12 protein-coding genes and 4 tRNA genes are annotated in these 16937 nt (G+C 63.7%); 12 read left to right on the top strand and 4 right to left on the bottom strand.

The features are described from left to right. Nucleotides 1-60: 60 nt before the first annotated feature. The gene (rdgC, locus tag ACIQYU_RS03575; RefSeq protein WP_207829237.1) at nt 61-981 is read right to left on the bottom strand and encodes a recombination-associated protein RdgC; all 921 of its coding nucleotides are present in this window, start codon (nt 979-981) and stop codon (nt 61-63) included. Between the two features lie 217 nt (nt 982-1198). On the opposite strand from rdgC, the gene ACIQYU_RS03580 reads away from it, so the two are divergent. The 4 genes from ACIQYU_RS03580 (at nt 1199) to ACIQYU_RS03595 (ending at nt 1700) form a co-directional block, all read left to right on the top strand. Beyond that, nucleotides 1199-1274 (top strand) — tRNA-Val (locus ACIQYU_RS03580). 13 nt (nt 1275-1287) lie between these two features. Next, nucleotides 1288-1364 (top strand) — tRNA-Asp (locus ACIQYU_RS03585). 170 nt (nt 1365-1534) lie between these two features. Then, a tRNA-Val gene (locus ACIQYU_RS03590) sits at nt 1535-1610 on the top strand. 13 nt (nt 1611-1623) lie between these two features. After that, a tRNA-Asp gene (locus ACIQYU_RS03595) sits at nt 1624-1700 on the top strand. Between the two features lie 157 nt (nt 1701-1857). On the opposite strand, the gene map is transcribed toward ACIQYU_RS03595, so the two are convergent. After that, the gene (gene map, locus ACIQYU_RS03600) at nt 1858-2634 is read right to left on the bottom strand and encodes a type I methionyl aminopeptidase (protein ID WP_402798288.1); all 777 of its coding nucleotides are present in this window, start codon (nt 2632-2634) and stop codon (nt 1858-1860) included. 335 nt (nt 2635-2969) lie between these two features. Here map and ACIQYU_RS03605 point away from each other — a divergent pair, with 335 nt between their 5' ends. The 8 genes from ACIQYU_RS03605 (at nt 2970) to ACIQYU_RS03640 (ending at nt 13672) form a co-directional block, all read left to right on the top strand. After that, the gene (locus ACIQYU_RS03605; protein WP_402798290.1) at nt 2970-6818 is read left to right on the top strand and encodes a molybdopterin-dependent oxidoreductase; all 3849 of its coding nucleotides are present in this window, start codon (nt 2970-2972) and stop codon (nt 6816-6818) included. Nucleotides 6819-7123: 305 nt separating this feature from the next. Beyond that, nucleotides 7124-9676 (top strand): nitrite reductase large subunit NirB, encoded by a 2553-nt coding sequence (gene nirB / locus ACIQYU_RS03610; RefSeq protein WP_402798292.1) that lies wholly within the window; start codon nt 7124-7126, stop codon nt 9674-9676. Beyond that, on the top strand, nt 9676-10038 hold the full coding sequence (nirD, locus tag ACIQYU_RS03615; RefSeq protein WP_207829200.1) for a nitrite reductase small subunit NirD: 363 nt from the start codon (nt 9676-9678) through the stop codon (nt 10036-10038). The genes nirB and nirD overlap by 1 nt, the downstream gene beginning before the upstream one ends. Nucleotides 10039-10190: 152 nt before the next feature. Next, nucleotides 10191-11123, top strand: coding sequence for a pca operon transcription factor PcaQ (gene pcaQ, locus ACIQYU_RS03620; protein WP_233693972.1), 933 nt, complete (start codon nt 10191-10193; stop codon nt 11121-11123). Nucleotides 11124-11358: 235 nt separating this feature from the next. Beyond that, complete coding sequence (locus ACIQYU_RS03625; RefSeq protein WP_063911580.1) at nt 11359-12123, top strand: FKBP-type peptidyl-prolyl cis-trans isomerase; 765 nt, start codon at nt 11359-11361, stop codon at nt 12121-12123. A 293-nt stretch (nt 12124-12416) separates the two neighbouring features. Continuing rightward, on the top strand, nt 12417-12857 hold the full coding sequence (locus ACIQYU_RS03630; RefSeq protein WP_015269270.1) for a YkvA family protein: 441 nt from the start codon (nt 12417-12419) through the stop codon (nt 12855-12857). A 111-nt stretch (nt 12858-12968) separates the two neighbouring features. Beyond that, nucleotides 12969-13307, top strand: a complete 339-nt coding sequence (locus ACIQYU_RS03635) for a helix-turn-helix transcriptional regulator (RefSeq protein WP_063911581.1) — start codon at nt 12969-12971, stop codon at nt 13305-13307. Continuing rightward, entirely contained in the window at nt 13304-13672 is a 369-nt protein-coding gene (locus ACIQYU_RS03640) for a hypothetical protein (protein ID WP_063911582.1), read from the top strand. Before ACIQYU_RS03635 ends, ACIQYU_RS03640 begins: the two co-directional genes overlap by 4 nt. A 60-nt stretch (nt 13673-13732) precedes the next feature. Here the strand turns inward: ACIQYU_RS03640 and ACIQYU_RS03645 are convergent, their stop codons facing one another. Both ACIQYU_RS03645 and ACIQYU_RS03650 read right to left on the bottom strand, forming a co-directional pair. Further along, on the bottom strand, nt 13733-14701 hold the full coding sequence (locus ACIQYU_RS03645; protein WP_207829189.1) for an EAL domain-containing protein: 969 nt from the start codon (nt 14699-14701) through the stop codon (nt 13733-13735). Nucleotides 14702-14819: 118 nt separating this feature from the next. After that, on the bottom strand, nt 14820-16901 hold the full coding sequence (locus ACIQYU_RS03650; protein ID WP_172827471.1) for a carboxy terminal-processing peptidase: 2082 nt from the start codon (nt 16899-16901) through the stop codon (nt 14820-14822). Nucleotides 16902-16937 lie beyond the last annotated feature (36 nt).

Consider the following 16937-nt stretch of genomic DNA (forward strand, 5'->3'; position numbering starts at 1 on the left):
CGAAAGGGCCGGCACTGCCAAAAAATCACTTCAAGGCCAGCACCGGCATTTCAAAACACATCAGACCCCTTGCGGAATCTCTTCCCCACCCAGCGCCTCGAACAGCACCGGCAGGAATTCGGCAAAGGTCATCATCATCAACTGGAAGCTGGCATCGAACTGCTGGGCAGCTTCGTCGCCACCATCCTGCTCGGCCTGTTCCTGCAGCAGCTCTTCGAACTTCAGGCGCTTGATCACCATCTTGTCATCCAGGATGAACGACAGCTTGTCCTGCCAGGCCAGGGCCAACTGGGTGACCACCTTGCCAGTGCTCAGGTGCAGCTGGATTTCCTCGCCGGTCAGGTCCTGGCGCTTGCAGCGCACGATGCCGCCGTCTTCGGCGGTGTCGCGCAGTTCGCATTCGTCCAGCACATAGAAGCCTTCGGCAGCTTCCTGCGACTTGACCCAATCGGTCATGGTGGCAACCGGTGCGATTTTCACGGTGGCCGGGCGCACCGGCAGCGAACCCATCACTTCACGCAGGGTCGACAGCAGGTCTTCGGCACGCTTGGCGCTGGCCGAGTTGACCAGGACCATGCCCAGGCGCGGGGCGATGGCGGCGAAGATCATCGAGCGGCGAATGAACGCGCGCGGCAGGAAGGCCTGGATGATCTCGTCCTTGATCTGGTCGCGTTCCTTTTTATAGACCTTGCGCATCTGCTCGGTCTCGATCTCTTCGACCTTCTCCTTCACCGCGTCGTTGACCACGCTGCTGGGCAGGATGCGCTCTTCCTTGCGTGCGGCAATCAGCAGGTACTCGCCGCTGACATGCACCAGGGGAGCGTCTTCGCCTTTGCCGAACGGCGCGACGAAACCATAGGTGGTCAGCTCCTGGCTGGCGCAGGGGCGGGCTGGCTTGCTGGCCAGGGCCGCTTCCAGCGCTTCAGGCTCGAATGGGACATCCTGGGTCAGGCGGTAGGTCAGCAGGTTCTTGAACCACATGAGGGGCAATCTCTCCTTAATGCATAAGGCGGGCATTATTCTCCGAGCGGTGCTCTCAGGCCAACCCTGTCGGAGTGCCAGTAGCGGTTGCTGGAGGTAAAGATGCGCGTAGCAACGCTAGGTCTTTGAAAGGCCTGAGGTTTTTTTTGAAAAAAGTTAAAAAAGTGCTTGCCAGGGTACAGGGCCGTCCGTAGAATGCGCGCCACACCGAGACGAAGGGTGATTAGCTCAGCCGGGAGAGCATCTGCCTTACAAGCAGAGGGTCGGCGGTTCGATCCCGTCATCACCCACCACTCGATGTTTAGCGCAGCGGTAGTTCAGTCGGTTAGAATACCGGCCTGTCACGCCGGGGGTCGCGGGTTCGAGTCCCGTCCGCTGCGCCATATTTCACTTCCAGGGCCTACTGAACACCCGGAAGTAACAGAGAAAGCGACCTTAGGGTCGCTTTTTTTGTGCCTGTGATTTGGTGTTTCGCCGAAATTTGCAAAAAGTTCGATAAGTGCTTGCCAGAGCGTAAAGTCGCCCGTAGAATGCGCGCCACACCGAGAGACATGGGTGATTAGCTCAGCCGGGAGAGCATCTGCCTTACAAGCAGAGGGTCGGCGGTTCGATCCCGTCATCACCCACCACTCGATGTTTAGCGCAGCGGTAGTTCAGTCGGTTAGAATACCGGCCTGTCACGCCGGGGGTCGCGGGTTCGAGTCCCGTCCGCTGCGCCATATTTCACTTCCAGGGCCTACTGAACACCCGGAAGTAACAAAGAAAGCGACCTTAGGGTCGCTTTTTTTGTTTCTGCATTGAGCAAAAAACCAACAGGCGATGCCTGGCCCCTGTGGGCGCGGGTTTACCCGCTCCCACAGAGGATCTGTAGCAATTTCAGCTACGACGTTCTTCTTCTCGCAACGTCAGCACTTCAAACCCATCCTCGGTCACCGCCACCGTATGCTCCCACTGCGCCGACAGGCTGTGGTCACGGGTAATCACCGTCCAGCCATCCTTCAGCGTGCGCGTCCCGCGCCCACCCTGGTTGATCATCGGTTCGATGGTAAACACCATCCCCGGCTTCAACTTCATGCCCATCCCGCGCTGGCCAACGTGCAGCACCTCAGGCCCTTCATGCATCTGCTGGCCAATGCCATGTCCGCAATACTCACGTACAACGCTGTAACCCGCCGCTTCGGCATGGGTCTGGATGGCATGGCCGATATCACCCAGCGTCGCCCCGGGGCGTACCTGTTCGATGCCTTTCCATAGCGCGTCATAGGTGGTGTCGACCAGGCGCTGCGCCTCATCGCTGATCGGCCCGATGCTGTACATCTTCGACGAGTCGGCGATATAGCCGCCTTGCTCCAGGGTGATGTCGACGTTGATGATCGAGCCTTCCTTCAGCACTTCATCGACCTTGGGCATGCCATGGCACACCACATGGTCCACCGAGGTGTTGAGCGAGTAGGGGAAACCGTACTGGCCCTTGCTTGCCGGGCGGGCCTTGAGCGTGCCGATGATGAACGCATCGGCACGGTCGTTGATCTGCATCGTGGTCACGCCGGGGCGGATGAAGCTGTCGAGGTCGGCGAACACCTGGGCCAGCAACTGGCCGGCGCGGCGCATCAGGTCGAGTTGGGCGGGGGTCTTGAGAATCACCTGGGACATGGGGGAGGGCAGTGGCTCATGCTGGAATGTGCCCCAGCATAGCGCCACGGGGTGCGGGGTTGCCACCGCATGGTGCGCTCCTGTGCCGGCCTCTTCGCGGGTGAACCCGCTCCCACAGGGACTGCACAGTCTGCAAACCTGTGGTGATCCTGTGGGAGCGGGTTTACCCGCGAAAGGGCAGGCACAGCTGGCCCATTAATTGCTGATCTACCGCTACCCAGGGCTATCAACGTCGACAGCCCACAAACCTTCACGACAAAGGCGCCGTGTTGCCCCGCTTGCCCAGCAAGCAGGGGCAGCCGGCGCCTTTTTGCGTTTCTCACAGGAGCCCGCCCATGGCCAACAGCGAAGTGCGCAGCGTCTGCCCTTACTGCGGCGTCGGTTGCGGCATCGTCATGAGCGTTGCCGATGGCAAGGTCGGCAAGATCAGCGGCGACAAGCTGCACCCCAGTAACTTCGGCCGCCTGTGCACCAAAGGCCTCACCGCACACCTGCCGCTGACCGCTGCCGGCCGTATGGAAGATGCCTATGTGCGCCAGCAGCGCAGCCAGCAGCCAGCGCGTACCGGCATCGACCAGGCCATCGCCACTGCCGCTAGCCGCCTGCTCGGCATCATCGACCAGCACGGCCCGGACGCCGTGGCGCTGTACGTTTCCGGGCAAATGTCGCTGGAGGCCCAGTACCTGGCCAACAAGCTGGCCAAGGGCTTTATCCGCACTCGCCACATCGAGTCCAACTCGCGCCTGTGCATGGCCAGCGCTGGCAGCGGCTACAAGTTGTCGCTTGGCGCCGATGGCCCGCCCGGCAGCTACCAGGACTTCGAGCACGCCGACGTATTCCTGGTGATCGGCGCCAACATGGCCGACTGTCACCCGATCCTGTTCCTGCGCCTGCTCGACCGGGTGAGGGCGGGCGCCAAGCTTATCGTCATCGACCCGCGGCGCAGCGCCACCGCCGATAAGGCCGACCTGTTCCTGCAAGTGCGTCCCGGTAGCGACATGGCCTTGCTCAATGGCCTGTTGTATCTGTTGCAGCGCAACGGCCACACCAACCCCGACTTCATCGCCCGCCACACAGAAGGCTGGGACGAACTGCCGGCTTTCCTCGACGACTACACCCCTGAACGCGTGGCCGCCATCACCGGGCTGGCCGAGGCCGACATCATCAGGGCCGCCGAATGGATCGGCGGCGCCAGCAACTGGATGAGCTGCTGGACCATGGGCCTGAACCAGAGCATCCATGGCACCTGGCACACCAATGCGATCTGCAACCTGCATCTGGCCACGGGCGCCATCTGCCGCCCCGGCAGCGGGCCGTTCTCGCTGACCGGCCAGCCCAATGCCATGGGCGGCCGCGAGATGGGCTATATGGGCCCGGGTTTGCCAGGCCAGCGCTCGGCGCTGGTAGCGCAAGACCGCGCCTTCGTCGAGCAGCAGTGGCAACTGGCACCGGGCAGCCTGCGCAGTGAGGGCGGCGAGGGCACGGTGGCGCTGTTCGAACAGATGAAAAGCGGCGCGGTGAAAGCCTGCTGGGTCATCTGTAGCAACCCGGTGGCCAGCGTCGCCAACCGCCAGCAGGTGATCGACGGCCTGCGCCAGGCCGAATTGGTGATTACCCAGGATGCCTTCCTCGACACCGAAACCAACCGTTACGCCGACATCCTCCTGCCGGCCGCACTGTGGGCTGAAGGGGAAGGCGTGATGATCAACAGCGAGCGCAACCTCACCCTGATGCCACGCGCCGTCGAGCCGCCCGGGCAGAGCCTGCCCGACTGGCAGATCATCGCCCGGGTCGCCTGCGCCATGGGCTACGCCGACGGCTTCGACTACCCCGATGCCGAAGCGGTGTACGAGGAGATCCGCCGCTTCCATAACCCGGCCTCCGGCTACGACCTGCGTGGTATCGGCTATGCCGAACTGCGCGAGCAGCCGCGCCAGTGGCCCTGCGCCCCGGGCCGCGACAACCCGCGCAGCCCGCTGCGCTACCGCAACGACGGCAGCAGCCAGGCGCTGTTGCACGACGCCCAGGGCGAATGCCCGGCGTTGGCCTTCCCGACCGCCAGCGGCAAGGCCCGTTTCTTCGCCCGGCCCTGGTTGCCGGCAGCGGAGCTGCCGGATGCCGATTACCCCATGGTGCTCAATACCGGCCGCGTACAGCACCAGTGGCACACCCTGACCAAGACCGGCAAGGTGCCGGCGCTGAACAAGCTGGAGCCTGGCCCCTTCATGGAGATCCACCGCGACGATGCCGCCCGTCTGGGCATCGCCGAAAAGGACCAGGTGGCCATCCGCTCGCGCCGTGGGCAGGCCGTGCTGCCCGCGCGAATCAGCGACCGGGTCATGCCGGGCAACTGCTTTGCCCCATTTCACTGGAACGACCTGATCGGCGAGCAGCTGGCGATCAACGCCGTGACCTGCGATGCGGTCGACCCGCTGTCGCTGCAGCCGGCGTTCAAGCACTGTGCCGTGACCCTGGAGCGGGTTGCAGGCGAGCGGATCGAAGCCCTTGATCTGAACACTGCCATTCCGCCGACCGCCGCCCTGTCCCGTCTGCTTGGCCTGGACACCCTGCCAGCCCCGGTACTGCCCGATGCTGCGCTGGCGGCGCCACGGCACCAGGTGTTGTGGGCCTCGCAGACCGGCAACGGTGAGTTGCTGGCCGAACGCTGTGCCGAGCGCCTGCGTGGTGCCGGCCTCGATGTGCAGCTCAGTTGCATGGACGCGGTCAGCCCGCGTCAGTTGCAGGGCGCCGCCAGCGTGGTGCTGATCGCCAGCACCTTTGGCGATGGCGACGCGCCCGACAGCGCGGCGGCGTTCTGGCACGCCTTGCAGGGGGAGCAGGGCGCCCACTGCGCCGAACTGCGCTATGCCGTACTGGCCCTGGGCGATTCCAGTTACGACCAGTTCTGCGGCTTTGGCCGCAAGCTTGACCAACGTCTGGCCGAACTGGGTGGGCGGCGCCTGCTGCAACGGGTGGACTGCGAGCCGGACTTCGACGACGCCTTCGCCGCCTGGCTCGATGCGCTGTTGCCTACGCTGGGCAGTGCCGCCGCACCGCAACCGGTCACCGAGCCTGCGCCCGTGGCGGCTTACAGCAAGCAGCAACCCTGGGCTGCCACCTTGCTGGAAAACCGCCTGCTCAACGGCCCGGGTGCCAGCAAGGAAACCCGTCAACTGGTATTCGACCTGAGCGGCAGCGGCTTCACCTATGCCGCGGGCGATGCCTTGGGCGTGTGGCCGCGCAACTGCCCGCAGCTGGTCGACGAACTGCTGGCGCTGATGCAGCTCGATGGCCAAACCATGGTCGAGCTCAAAGGCCAGCCCGCCATGCCGCTGACTGAAGCCCTGCAAGCGCACCTGGAGATTGCCAAGGTCACCGCGCAGCAGTTGCAGGCCTTCGCCAGCAATGCCCCGGACCTGCAGCGCCTGCTGCAGCCCGAGTGCAAGGCCGAGCTGCAGGACTGGTTGTGGGGCCGGCAACTGGTCGATGTGTTGCGCGCCTTCCCCCAGCAGTTGCCGCTGGCCAGCTGGCTGGCCCTGCTCAAACCGTTGCAGCCGCGCCTCTATTCGATCAGCTCCAGCCTGCTGGCGCACCCGGAGCAGGTGCACCTGACCGTTTCCACGGTGCGCTATGGTGCGCGCAAAGGGGTGTGTTCAAGCTTTCTTGCCGACCGCGCACAGGCGCTGAAGGTGGCCATCTTCCCGCAGGTGTCGAAGCACTTCCGCCTACCCGAGGATGACAGCGTGCCGGTGATCATGGTCGGCCCCGGCACTGGTATTGCGCCGTTCAGGGCCTTCCTCGAAGAACGAGAGGCACGCGGGGCGAAAGGGGCTAACTGGCTGTTCTTCGGCGAGCAGTACGCGGCCACCGATTTCTATTACCAGGAGCAGCTACAAGCTTGGCAGGCTGCAGGGCACTTGCGGCTGGACACGGCGTTTTCACGCGACCAGGCCGAGAAGGTCTACGTGCAGCAGCGCATGCTCGAACAGGGCGCGCAGTTGTGGCAGTGGCTGGAGGCGGGGGCGTACTTCTTTGTGTGTGGCGATGCGCAGCGCATGGCCAGGGATGTGGATGCGGCGTTGCGGGCCATCGTGGCCGAGCATGGCGGCATGGATGCGGCGGCGGCGGGGGCTTATGTCGAAGCGCTGGGCAAGGCCAGGCGGTATCGGCGGGATGTGTATTGATGTGCGCCAAGATGGGGAGTGATGCACTTGGAATGTGCACTTGCCGTGCTGGCCTCTTCGCGGGCACGCCCGCTCCCACAGGTACTGCACAGGTCTGAAAAACGTGGAGGACCCTGTGGGAGCGGTCGTACACCGCGAAGAGGCCAGTACAGGAAACAGGGTTGGCACAGTCCCTGCTTTATCCCAGTTACAACAAAGCCCACTGATCAACGGCGATCAACCCGGGCCCACTACCGCGATGAATACAGGCAAAGGCGCCTGGAGCTTCGGCTCCAGGCGCTTTTTTTTTGATCGAGGATCGGCTTATGAAGGCAACAGCGAGCAGCGGGCAACGAGAGCGACTGGTCATCGTCGGCAACGGCATGGTCGGCCACCATTGCGTCGAACAACTGGTCAGCCGCGGCGCCCTGCAGCGCTTCGAGGTGCATGTGTTCGGCGAAGAGCGCCAACGCGCCTACGACCGCGTGCACTTGTCCGAGTACTTCGGCGGCAGCTGTGCCGAAACCCTGGCCCTGTGCGGGCAGGACTTCTACGGCGCCAACGGTGTGCACCTGCACCTCGGCGAAGCGGTACTGGAAATTGACCGTGAGTGCGGCGAAGTGGTCACTGCTGAGGGCCGCTACGGTTACGACCACCTGGTGCTGGCCACAGGCTCCTATCCCTTCGTGCCACCGATCGAAGGCTCCAGCGGCAATGCTCGGCTGGTCTACCGCACCCTCGACGACCTCGACGCCATCCGCGCTGCCGCAGCCAGCGCCCGCCGTGGCGTGGTAGTGGGCGGTGGCCTGCTTGGCCTGGAAGCGGCCAACGCCCTCAAGTCGCTGGGCCTGGAAGCCCATGTGGTGGAGTTCGCCCCACGGCTGATGCCGGTGCAGCTGGACGGCGAGGGCGGCGCCGCGCTCAAGGCACAGATCGAAGCGCTGGGCGTGGGTGTGCATCTGTCGCGTGCCACCCAGTCGATCAGTGCGGGGGAAGACTACCGCTACCGCATGAACTTCGATGGCGGCGAGCACCTGGAAACCGACCTGATCGTGTTCTCCGCGGGTATCCGCCCGCAGGATGCCCTGGGCCGTGCCTGTGGCCTGGATATCGCCGCGCGTGGCGGGGTGGTGATCGACAACCACTGCCGCAGCAGCGACCCACGCATTTTCGCCATCGGTGAGTGCGCCTCGTGGAACGGCAGCGTGTTCGGCCTGGTTGCCCCGGGCTACAGCATGGCGCGCAACCTGGCGGCGCTGCTGATGGGGGAAGCCGCTGGCGAATTCACCGGTGCCGACATGTCCACCAAGCTCAAGTTGCTGGGCGTGGATGTCGGCTCCATCGGCGATGCCCATGGCGCCACCCCGGGGGCACGCAGCTACCGCTTCATTGACGAAGCCAACAGCGCCTACCGCCGGCTGGTGGTGGATGCCAGCGGCAAGCACGTACTTGGTGCGGTGCTGGTCGGCGACAACAGCTACTACGACACCCTGTTGCAGTACGCCCAGAACGGCATTGCCCTGCCGGCCGACCCGGCGGCACTGATCCTGCCGCAAGGCGGCGGCGCACCGGCCCTGGGCGCCGATGCGCTGCCCGACAGCGCGACCATCTGCTCCTGCCACAACGTCAGCAAGGGCGCGGTCTGCGCCGCCATCGACAGCGGCTGCGGCGACCTTGCCGCCGTCAAGGGCTGCACCAAAGCTGCCACCGGTTGTGGTGGATGCGCGGCCCTGCTCAAGCAGGTGTTCGAGCACGAGCTGACCGCCCGTGGCGTGGCGGTGGACAAGAGCCTGTGCGAGCACTTTGCCTACACCCGCCAGGAGCTGTACGGGCTGGTGCGGGTGGAGGGCATCCGCACCTTCAGCGAGCTGCTCGAACGTCACGGCAAAGGCCATGTTGGGTGCGATATCTGCAAGCCGGCGGTGGGCAACATCCTGGCCTCGTGCTGGAACCAGCCGATCATGGACCCGGCGCTGGTGCCGCTACAGGACACCAACGACACCTTCATGGCCAACATGCAGAAGAACGGTACCTACTCGGTGGTGCCGCGTATCCCCGGTGGTGAAATCACCCCCGACAAGCTCATCGTGATCGGCCAGGTGGCCAAGAAGTACGACCTGTACACCAAGATCACCGGTGGCCAGCGCATCGACCTGTTCGGCGCCCAGTTGCACGAACTGCCGCTGATCTGGGGCGAGCTGATCGAAGCCGGCTTTGAAACCGGGCATGCCTATGGCAAGTCGACCCGCACGGTGAAATCGTGCGTCGGCAGCACCTGGTGCCGTTACGGCGTGCAGGACAGTGTTGGCATGGCCCTGCGCCTGGAAGACCGCTACAAAGGCCTGCGCAGCCCGCATAAGCTCAAGTTCGCCGTATCTGGCTGCACCCGTGAATGTGCCGAGGCGCAGAGCAAGGACATCGGCGTGATCGCCACCGACAAGGGCTGGAACCTTTACGTGTGTGGCAACGGCGGCATGCGCCCGCGGCATGCCGAGCTGTTCGCCACCGACCTTGATGACGAGACCCTGGTACGCCTGATCGACCGCGTGCTGATGTTCTACATCCGCACCGCCGACAAGCTGCAGCGCACCTCGGTGTGGCGCGAGAACCTGGAAGGCGGGCTGGACTACCTGAAACAGGTAGTCATCGATGACAGCCTGGGCCTGGCCAGCGAGCTGGAAGCGCAGATGCAGCATGTGGTGGACCAGTACGAATGCGAGTGGGCCAACGCCCTCAACGACCCCGAGAAGCTCAAACGCTTCCGTACCTTCGTCAACGACCGCCGTGCCGATCCGGACGTGCATTTCGTGCGCGAACGTGAACAGCGCCGGCCTGCTACGCCGCTGCACCTGATCCCAACTGTCGAGGAGGCTGTCTGATGAACCTGTCCAATGCTGCTGTGAAAACCCGAGAAACCTGGCAGGCCGTGTGCCAGGCGGATGACCTGGTGGCGGATTCCGGGGTGGTGGTGTGGCTTGACGGTGCCCAGGTGGCGCTGTTCTACCTGCCAGGGCAGGCGCAGCCGCTGTACGCGGTGGACAACCGCGACCCGCGCTCCGGCGCCAACATCATCGGCCGCGGGCTGGTGGGCAGTGTGCAGGGCGAACTGGTGGTGGCGGCGCCGTTGTACAAGCAGCACTTCAGCCTGCGGAGCGGGGAGTGCCTGGAAGATTCCGGGCAGCGTTTGCGGGTGTGGCCGGTGCGTTTGAGTGGTGAGACGGTGGAGTTGGCTGTGGCCTGATATTCATCTGCTGCCTGTCCCGGCCCTTTCGCGGGCGCGCCCGCTCCCACAGGGATCTGCACAGGTCTGGAGAACTGTGCAGATCCCTGTGGGAGCGGGTTTACCCGCGAAAGGGCCGGTACAGGCTATCTGCATGCGGTAAGCTTGAGCCCATGAACCTCGACACCCGCATCAAGTACCGCCACCTGCTGTGCTTCCTGGAGATTGCCCGGCAGGGCAGCCTGGCCAGGGCTGCCGACATCCTGGCAATCAGCCAGCCGGCCATCTCCAAGACCCTCAAGGAACTCGAAGAGCTGCTGGAAACACGCCTGTTCGCGCGCAGCCGCCAGGGCGTCGAGCTGACCCCGGCCGGCACGCGTTTCATGCGTTACGCCGGACCCAGCGTGCAAGCCCTGCGCGATGGCGTGAGCAGCCTGCGTGGTGAAGCGCGGGCGCCGTCGCAGGTGCGTATCGGCGTGCTGTCCACGGTCGAAGGCCTGCTCATGCCCGAGGTGCTGTGCCGCCTGCACCAGCGGCATGACGCGTTGGTGATCAGTGTGGTCACCGGGGTCAGCGCGCAACTGCTCGGCCAGTTGCGCCTGGGCGAACTGGAGCTGGTGGTCGGGCGCATGACCGACAGCCCGCAGATCCAGGGCCTGTCGTTCGAGCACCTGTACAGCGAGTCGATGAGCCTGGTGGTGCGGCCTGGCCACCCGTTGCTGGCCGGCACGCCGGTGGAGCGGGCGCAGGTGGGGCGTTACCCGTTGGTATTGCCGCCCGCAGGCACCACGATCCGCCAGCATGCCGACAGCCTGTTTGTGCAATGTGGCATCCAGATGCCGGCCCAGCGCCTGGAAACCCTGTCACTGGCACTGAGCCGGCGCTACCTGCTGGGCAGCGATGCAGTGTGGGTGGCGCCGCGCGACGCGGTGCTGCTCGACCTGCGCCGGGGCGAGCTGGTCGAGCTCGACCTGGGTGTGCGCGAGCCGGGCGGCTCGGTCGGTATCTGTCGCAATGCCGCCTTGCCCCAGAGCGTGCCGGGGCAGTGGGTGTGCGAAGTGCTGCGCGAGGTGGCGGGGCAGTACCGTGAGGGCAATTACCCCTGAGGGCCAATGCAGGCTTCTCGGCATTCAGCGAAATAAATCCCCCGCAAAACCGGGCAAAGGCGGCATAACCGGTCAATACTGGCCAATGGCTGCACATCCTTTGATGAATAACCGTTTAACTACTGAACTTCCTTACCAAAACCCGCTCCTATGCCGGTAGCCATTGGTCATGGCCGCCTGCTAAGCTCGCGGCTTTACCCTGATTGCCCTTATGGCGCATGAACAAGGAAATAGCATGAAACAGCATCGTTTGGCGGCTGCGGTTGCCCTGGTAGGCCTGGTACTGGCTGGCTGTGATCAACAGACCAGCAGCCCCGAGCTGAAGACTCCGGCACAGAAAGCCTCCTACGGTATCGGCCTGAACATGGGCAAGAGCCTGGCTCAGGAAGGCATGGAAGACCTTGATTCGAAAGCAGTCGCCCTCGGCATCGAAGACGCCGTTGGCAAGAAAGAACAGCGCATCAAGGACGAAGAGCTGGTAGAAGCCTTCACCGCGCTGCAGAAGCGTGCCGAAGAGCGCCTGGCCAAGGCCAGCGAAGAAGCCGCCTCCGCCGGCAAGAAATTCCTTGAGGAAAACGCCAAGAAGCCAGGCGTGGTCACCACTGCCTCGGGCCTGCAGTACGAAGTGGTCAAGAAGGCCGACGGCCCGCAGCCCAAGCCGACCGACGTGGTCACTGTCCACTACGAAGGCAAGCTGATCGATGGCAAGGTGTTCGACAGCTCCGTCGAGCGCGGCAGCCCGATCGACCTGCCGGTCAGCGGCGTGATCCCGGGTTGGGTCGAAGGCCTGCAACTGATGCACGTCGGCGAGAAGTACAAGCTGTTCATCCCGGCTGAACTGGCCTACGGCGCGCAGAGCCCAAGCCCGCTGATCCCGGCCAACTCGGTACTGGTGTTCGACCTGGAACTGATCGCCATCAAGGATCCGGCCCAGCTGCAAGGCGCCGAGCCGGAAGCTGAAGCCCCTGCTGACGCTCCAGCCGAAGCGCCTGCCAAGTAACACTGGCTGGCCCACGCAAAACGCCCCGTCCTGACGGGGCGTTTTCGTTTGTGCAGGGTGGTTGGACGAACCTGCAACTGCTGATACTGTCCGAGGAAATGCAGCGTGAAGCAGCAAGATGCTTCTGACGCAAATCGTTTGCGACGTAGGCACCCATGGTGTGAAACGACTGTGTAAAAAACGCCCGATCTGACCGGGGCCCTTGCCTGGCAGGCACCCGGGGTCAGAAACGTCGCCCTGTTCACAAGGTTATCCACAATAAATGTGGATAACCTTTTCCGCCTGGAGGCTCCATGAGCGCACCCTGGAATTTCGCCCGTTTCCTGCCCTTGGCCGAGCGCCTGCTCAGCCGTGGCCGGTTGCCGGCCTTGCTGTTCGCAGTCGCCCGCAAAGGCCCGCGCATCGGCCAGCTGCGTGAAGACGTGAAGCTGCTGCAGTCGTTGTGCCTGGCCTGGTGGCGCGGCGAGTACCGTGCCATCAGCCCCAAGGCCCTGGTCACCATCGTCGCTGGCCTGCTGTATTTTGTCAGCCCCATCGATGCCATCCCCGACTGGTTGCTGGGCGTGGGTTTCCTCGACGACATCGCGGTGCTGGGTTGGGTACTGAAGACCGTGGCCGACGAACTGGCGCGCTTCAAGGCCTGGCGCGACAGCCAGGCGCCCGAGCGGCTGCGTGTGGTCGAGCGCCTGCCGGCCACTCCCGAAGCCCTGCGTTTGGAGCGCAATACGCAGTGAAACTGGCCCGAGCTACTCCTCAACTGCACAGACCCCGGAGTTGGTAATATAATTGGCATAAGGGTTATGCCTACGGATTACATGCTGTAATCCTTTTTAAAGGGGTTTGTAATGGGTATTCAGGTCATCAGCCGGGACGGTCAGCCCGAGTACGCCGTCGTTCCCTGGGAGCAGTACCAGGCACTGCTCAAGGCTGCGGGGCAGGCGCCTGCCGAGGTGGTTGCCATTGAAGCGCAGGGTGATGCAGCCAGTGCGCCATTGCCGGCCTTCAGCGAAGTGGCACAGATTCGCCAGGCCAAGGGCATAGCCCCTGAGCAACTGGCGCGCAATGTCGGCGTGAGCCCGGCTTATCTGGCCATGATCGAATCGGGTGAACGCCAGCCTGATGCTGCCATCCGCCGCGCCCTGGCCTGGCATCTGGGGGTGGCTGGCTGGAGCGAGCCATCATGAGCCAGGTCAGGATCAGCCGTCAGCACTGGGATAACCTGCTGGGCGAGCTTGACCTGGCCCGTCGTCAACGTCACTTGCTGACATACCGAGCGTTGATCGAACGCTTGCAATTACCCAGCCCGGCCATGCAGACGCTGACCGCCGCGCTGGAGTACCTGGCGGTGCTGGACGCCCGCGCCGAGCAACCATTGCGCAGCTCGCTGGTGATCAGCCAGGGTGCCAGCCGTTTGCCGCGTACCGGCTTCTTCGAGTGCGTTGAACGGTTGGGCCGATTTTCCGGGCCGGTCGACGGCATGGAGGCGGCCTCATGGCATGCCTCCGAGGTGGTCAGGGTGTTCGAGTACAGCTACCCCGAATCGGCCTGACTCGTTGCCTGTTCCGGCCTCTTCGCGGGTAAACCCGCTCCCACAGATACAACACAAGGCTCAAGATCCGTGATGAACCTGTGGGAGCGGGCGTGCCCGCGAAGAGGCCATAACAGGCAGTGCATGCCTGTGAATCAATCCACAAGCCCGGCCATCGGCATCCACCACCTCCAATGCCTCCAGGTGCTGATGCCGGCCAAACAGCTCCAGCAACTGCCCAATCGTGGCATTGAGCCGCACCGTCGGCTGTTCGGCCAACGGCAGCTTCATCAGCGCCGGTAGTGGCAGGCTTTCGCGTACCCCCAGCTCCTGCGGCCGCCCCAGCAGGTAACCCTGCACCAGGTCCACGCCCATCTCCATCAGCACCGCCAGCTCCTCCGCCAACTCGATGCCTTCGGCAATCACCTGCGCCTTCGACGCCCGGGCGATCTGCAATATCGACCCGACGAACTCACGCTTGAGCGGGTCGCGGTGGATGCCGTCGATGAAATGCCGGTCGATCTTCACATATTCGGGGCGCAGCTCCGACCACAGGCGCAGGCTCGAATAACCCGCCCCCAGATCGTCGATTGCAATCGAGAAGCCCATGTCACGGTAGTGGTGCAGGGCATTGGATAGCAGCTGGAAGTCGTCGGTCGGGGTATGTTCGGTCAGCTCGATCACCACCCGGCTGGGCGACAGGCCGACCTGCTCAAGCAGTTTCAGGGTCTGGCCGGATGGGTAATGCGGCTCCAGCAGCGTCTCCGGCGAGACGTTGAGAAACAGCTTGCCCTGCAACTGCTGTTCGCTGAAACGCCGGCAGGCGCTTTCCCGGCAGGCGGCCTCCAGCTCGGTCAGGCGACCGGCCTGGCGGGCGATGGTAAACAGGTTCAGCGGTGCGTGCAGTGGGCTGTTGGACGGCCCGCGGCTCAGCGCCTCATGGCCGTAAACCCGTTGTTCGCTCAGGCACATGATCGGCTGGAACAGACTGTGAATGCTGCGTTGAGCCAGGATGGCACTCAAGGCACTGAGCTGCTCGGCAACGGTCATGACGTATTCCTGAAAATGAAAGGGCCGGGCGTTTCCACGCCCGGCCCCTCCATTTCACGACAGCGCGATGACTGCTTGATGACAGGTCGCATTATTCTGCCATCATTGCCATTGCGCCTTACTTCTTGGCCACCTTGGTGCTCGCACTCAGGTAGTCGATCAGGATGCGACCGGTTTCCGACAGGTAGGCATCGTCTTCCGGCTTGGTGTTCTCATCCTCGGTCGGCAGCGCATCCTCGTCCTCTTTCTTCAGCTCTTTCAGCGGCTCTTCACCCTTGGCCTTGCGACGGATGTTTTCCAGCGCCAGCTGCTTGGCCTCGATCTCATCGTGGCGTGCGCGGCGGTCCTGCTCGTTGAGGCTGACGGTCTTCTCGTTCAGCAGCTTCTGGGTCAGGGCCAGGCGGTCGCGGATGTAGGTGAACTCCGCGTCCTTGTCGCTGCGGGCTTCATGCTGGGCTTTCAGCTGGGCCAGGAACGGCTTGAACGGGTCGGCCGCCGGCTTGACTACCGGGCGGATGGTGTCCCACGGCATGGCCTCGGGCAGGGCGCTCTCGCCGATTTCCTTGGTGTCGATGATCGATGGGTAGTCGATGTCCGGCAGCACGCCCTGGTGCTGGGTGCTCTGCCCGGAAACCCGGTAGAACTTGGCCAGGGTCAGCTTCAGCTCGCCATGGTTGAGTGGCTGGATGGTCTGCACGGTGCCTTTGCCGAAGGTCTGGCCACCGATGATCAGCGCGCGGTGGTAGTCCTGCATGGCACCGGCGAAGATCTCCGAAGCCGAGGCCGACAGGCGGTTGACCAGCAACGCCAGCGGGCCCTTGTAGAAGGCACCTGGGTTTTCGTCTTCCAGCACGTCGACGCGGCCGTCGCTGTTGCGTACCAGCACGGTCGGGCCTTTTTCGATGAACAGGCTGGTCAGTTCGGTGGCTTCCTGCAGCGAGCCGCCGCCGTTGTTACGCAGGTCGATGACCACGCCGTCGACTTTCTCTTTCTGCAGTTCGGTGAGCAGTTTCTTTACGTCACGCGTGGTGCTCTTGTACTCCGGATCACCGGCGCGGTAGGCCTTGAAGTCCAGGTAGAAGGCCGGGATCTCGATGATGCCCAGCTTGTAGTCACGCCCGTCCTGCTTGAGCTTGAGCACCGACTTCTTCGCCGCCTGCTCTTCAAGCTTAACCGCCTCGCGGGTGATCGCCACGATCTTGCTGGTCTGGTCGCTAGGCGCGTTGCTGGCCGGGATGATCTCCAGGCGCACCACCGAGCCTTTCGGGCCACGGATCAGCTTGACCACTTCGTCCAGGCGCCAGCCGACCACGTCGACCATTTCCTTGTTGCCCTGGGCCACACCGATGATCTTGTCGGCCGGGGCCACCTGCTTGGTCTTGGCCGCCGGGCCTGCCGGCACCAGGCGCACGATCTTGACCTGGTCGTTGTCGCTTTGCAGCACCGCACCAATGCCTTCGAGCGACAGGCTCATGTTGATGTCGAAGTTCTCGGCGTTGTCCGGCGACAGGTAGTTGGTGTGCGGGTCGTAGGACTGGGCGAAGGTGTTGATGTAGGCCTGGAAGATATCTTCGGCACGGGTCTGGTCCAGGCGCGCCAGCTGGTTCTTGTAGCGCTTGGTCAGGGTTTCCTGGATCTGCTTGGGTTCCTTGCCGGCGATCTTCTGGCGCAGCACTTCGTCCTTGACGCGTTTGCGCCACAAGTCGTCGAGCTCGGCCTGGTCCTTCATCCACGGGGCATCCTTGCGGTCGATCAGCAAGGTTTCCTTGGCGTTGAAGTCGATCTTGTCCACGCCTTTGTTCAGCTCGGCCAGGGCGAAGTCCAGGCGTTGCTTGACGCGGTCCAGGTAACGTTTGTAGATGGTGAAGCCCGGGTCGAGGTTACCGCTCTTGAGGAAATCGTCGAATTGCGTTTTCCATTTGTCGAATTCGGCAATGTCGGCAGCGGTGAAGTAGCTGCGCGCCGGGTCCAGCAGCTTGATGTAGCTGTCATAGATGATGACCGAGCGGGCGTCGTCCAGCGGCGGCTTGCTGTAGTGGTGGCGCTTGAGCAATTCCACCACGTTGAGGCTGGCGACGATCTCGTCGCGGTCCGGCTGCAGGCTGTCCCACTTGTTGGCGGCCGCCGCATTGCCGCCGAGCGTGAGGCTGCCCAGGCCGATCATCAGCGCCAGGGCGGTGCTTGGGAGGAAATGCTTCATGCTGATTCGACGTGGAGACAATTGATCACGCATAGT

The sequence above is a fragment of the Pseudomonas sp. NPDC096925 genome (assembly GCF_044762545.1).
GTDB lineage: Bacteria > Pseudomonadota > Gammaproteobacteria > Pseudomonadales > Pseudomonadaceae > Aquipseudomonas.

Coding starts and splice junctions, on each gene's coding strand:
- pcaQ (WP_233693972.1), top strand. CDS start 10,191: ATGAACCTCGACACCCGCATCAAGTACCGCCACCTGCTGTGCTTCCTG.
- ACIQYU_RS03605 (WP_402798290.1), top strand. CDS start 2,970: ATGGCCAACAGCGAAGTGCGCAGCGTCTGCCCTTACTGCGGCGTCGGT.
- map (WP_402798288.1), bottom strand. CDS start 2,634: ATGTCCCAGGTGATTCTCAAGACCCCCGCCCAACTCGACCTGATGCGC.
- nirB (WP_402798292.1), top strand. CDS start 7,124: ATGAAGGCAACAGCGAGCAGCGGGCAACGAGAGCGACTGGTCATCGTC.
- ACIQYU_RS03635 (WP_063911581.1), top strand. CDS start 12,969: ATGGGTATTCAGGTCATCAGCCGGGACGGTCAGCCCGAGTACGCCGTC.
- ACIQYU_RS03630 (WP_015269270.1), top strand. CDS start 12,417: ATGAGCGCACCCTGGAATTTCGCCCGTTTCCTGCCCTTGGCCGAGCGC.
- ACIQYU_RS03625 (WP_063911580.1), top strand. CDS start 11,359: ATGAAACAGCATCGTTTGGCGGCTGCGGTTGCCCTGGTAGGCCTGGTA.
- rdgC (WP_207829237.1), bottom strand. CDS start 981: ATGTGGTTCAAGAACCTGCTGACCTACCGCCTGACCCAGGATGTCCCA.
- nirD (WP_207829200.1), top strand. CDS start 9,676: ATGAACCTGTCCAATGCTGCTGTGAAAACCCGAGAAACCTGGCAGGCC.
- ACIQYU_RS03640 (WP_063911582.1), top strand. CDS start 13,304: ATGAGCCAGGTCAGGATCAGCCGTCAGCACTGGGATAACCTGCTGGGC.
- ACIQYU_RS03645 (WP_207829189.1), bottom strand. CDS start 14,701: ATGACCGTTGCCGAGCAGCTCAGTGCCTTGAGTGCCATCCTGGCTCAA.
- ACIQYU_RS03650 (WP_172827471.1), bottom strand. CDS start 16,901: ATGAAGCATTTCCTCCCAAGCACCGCCCTGGCGCTGATGATCGGCCTG.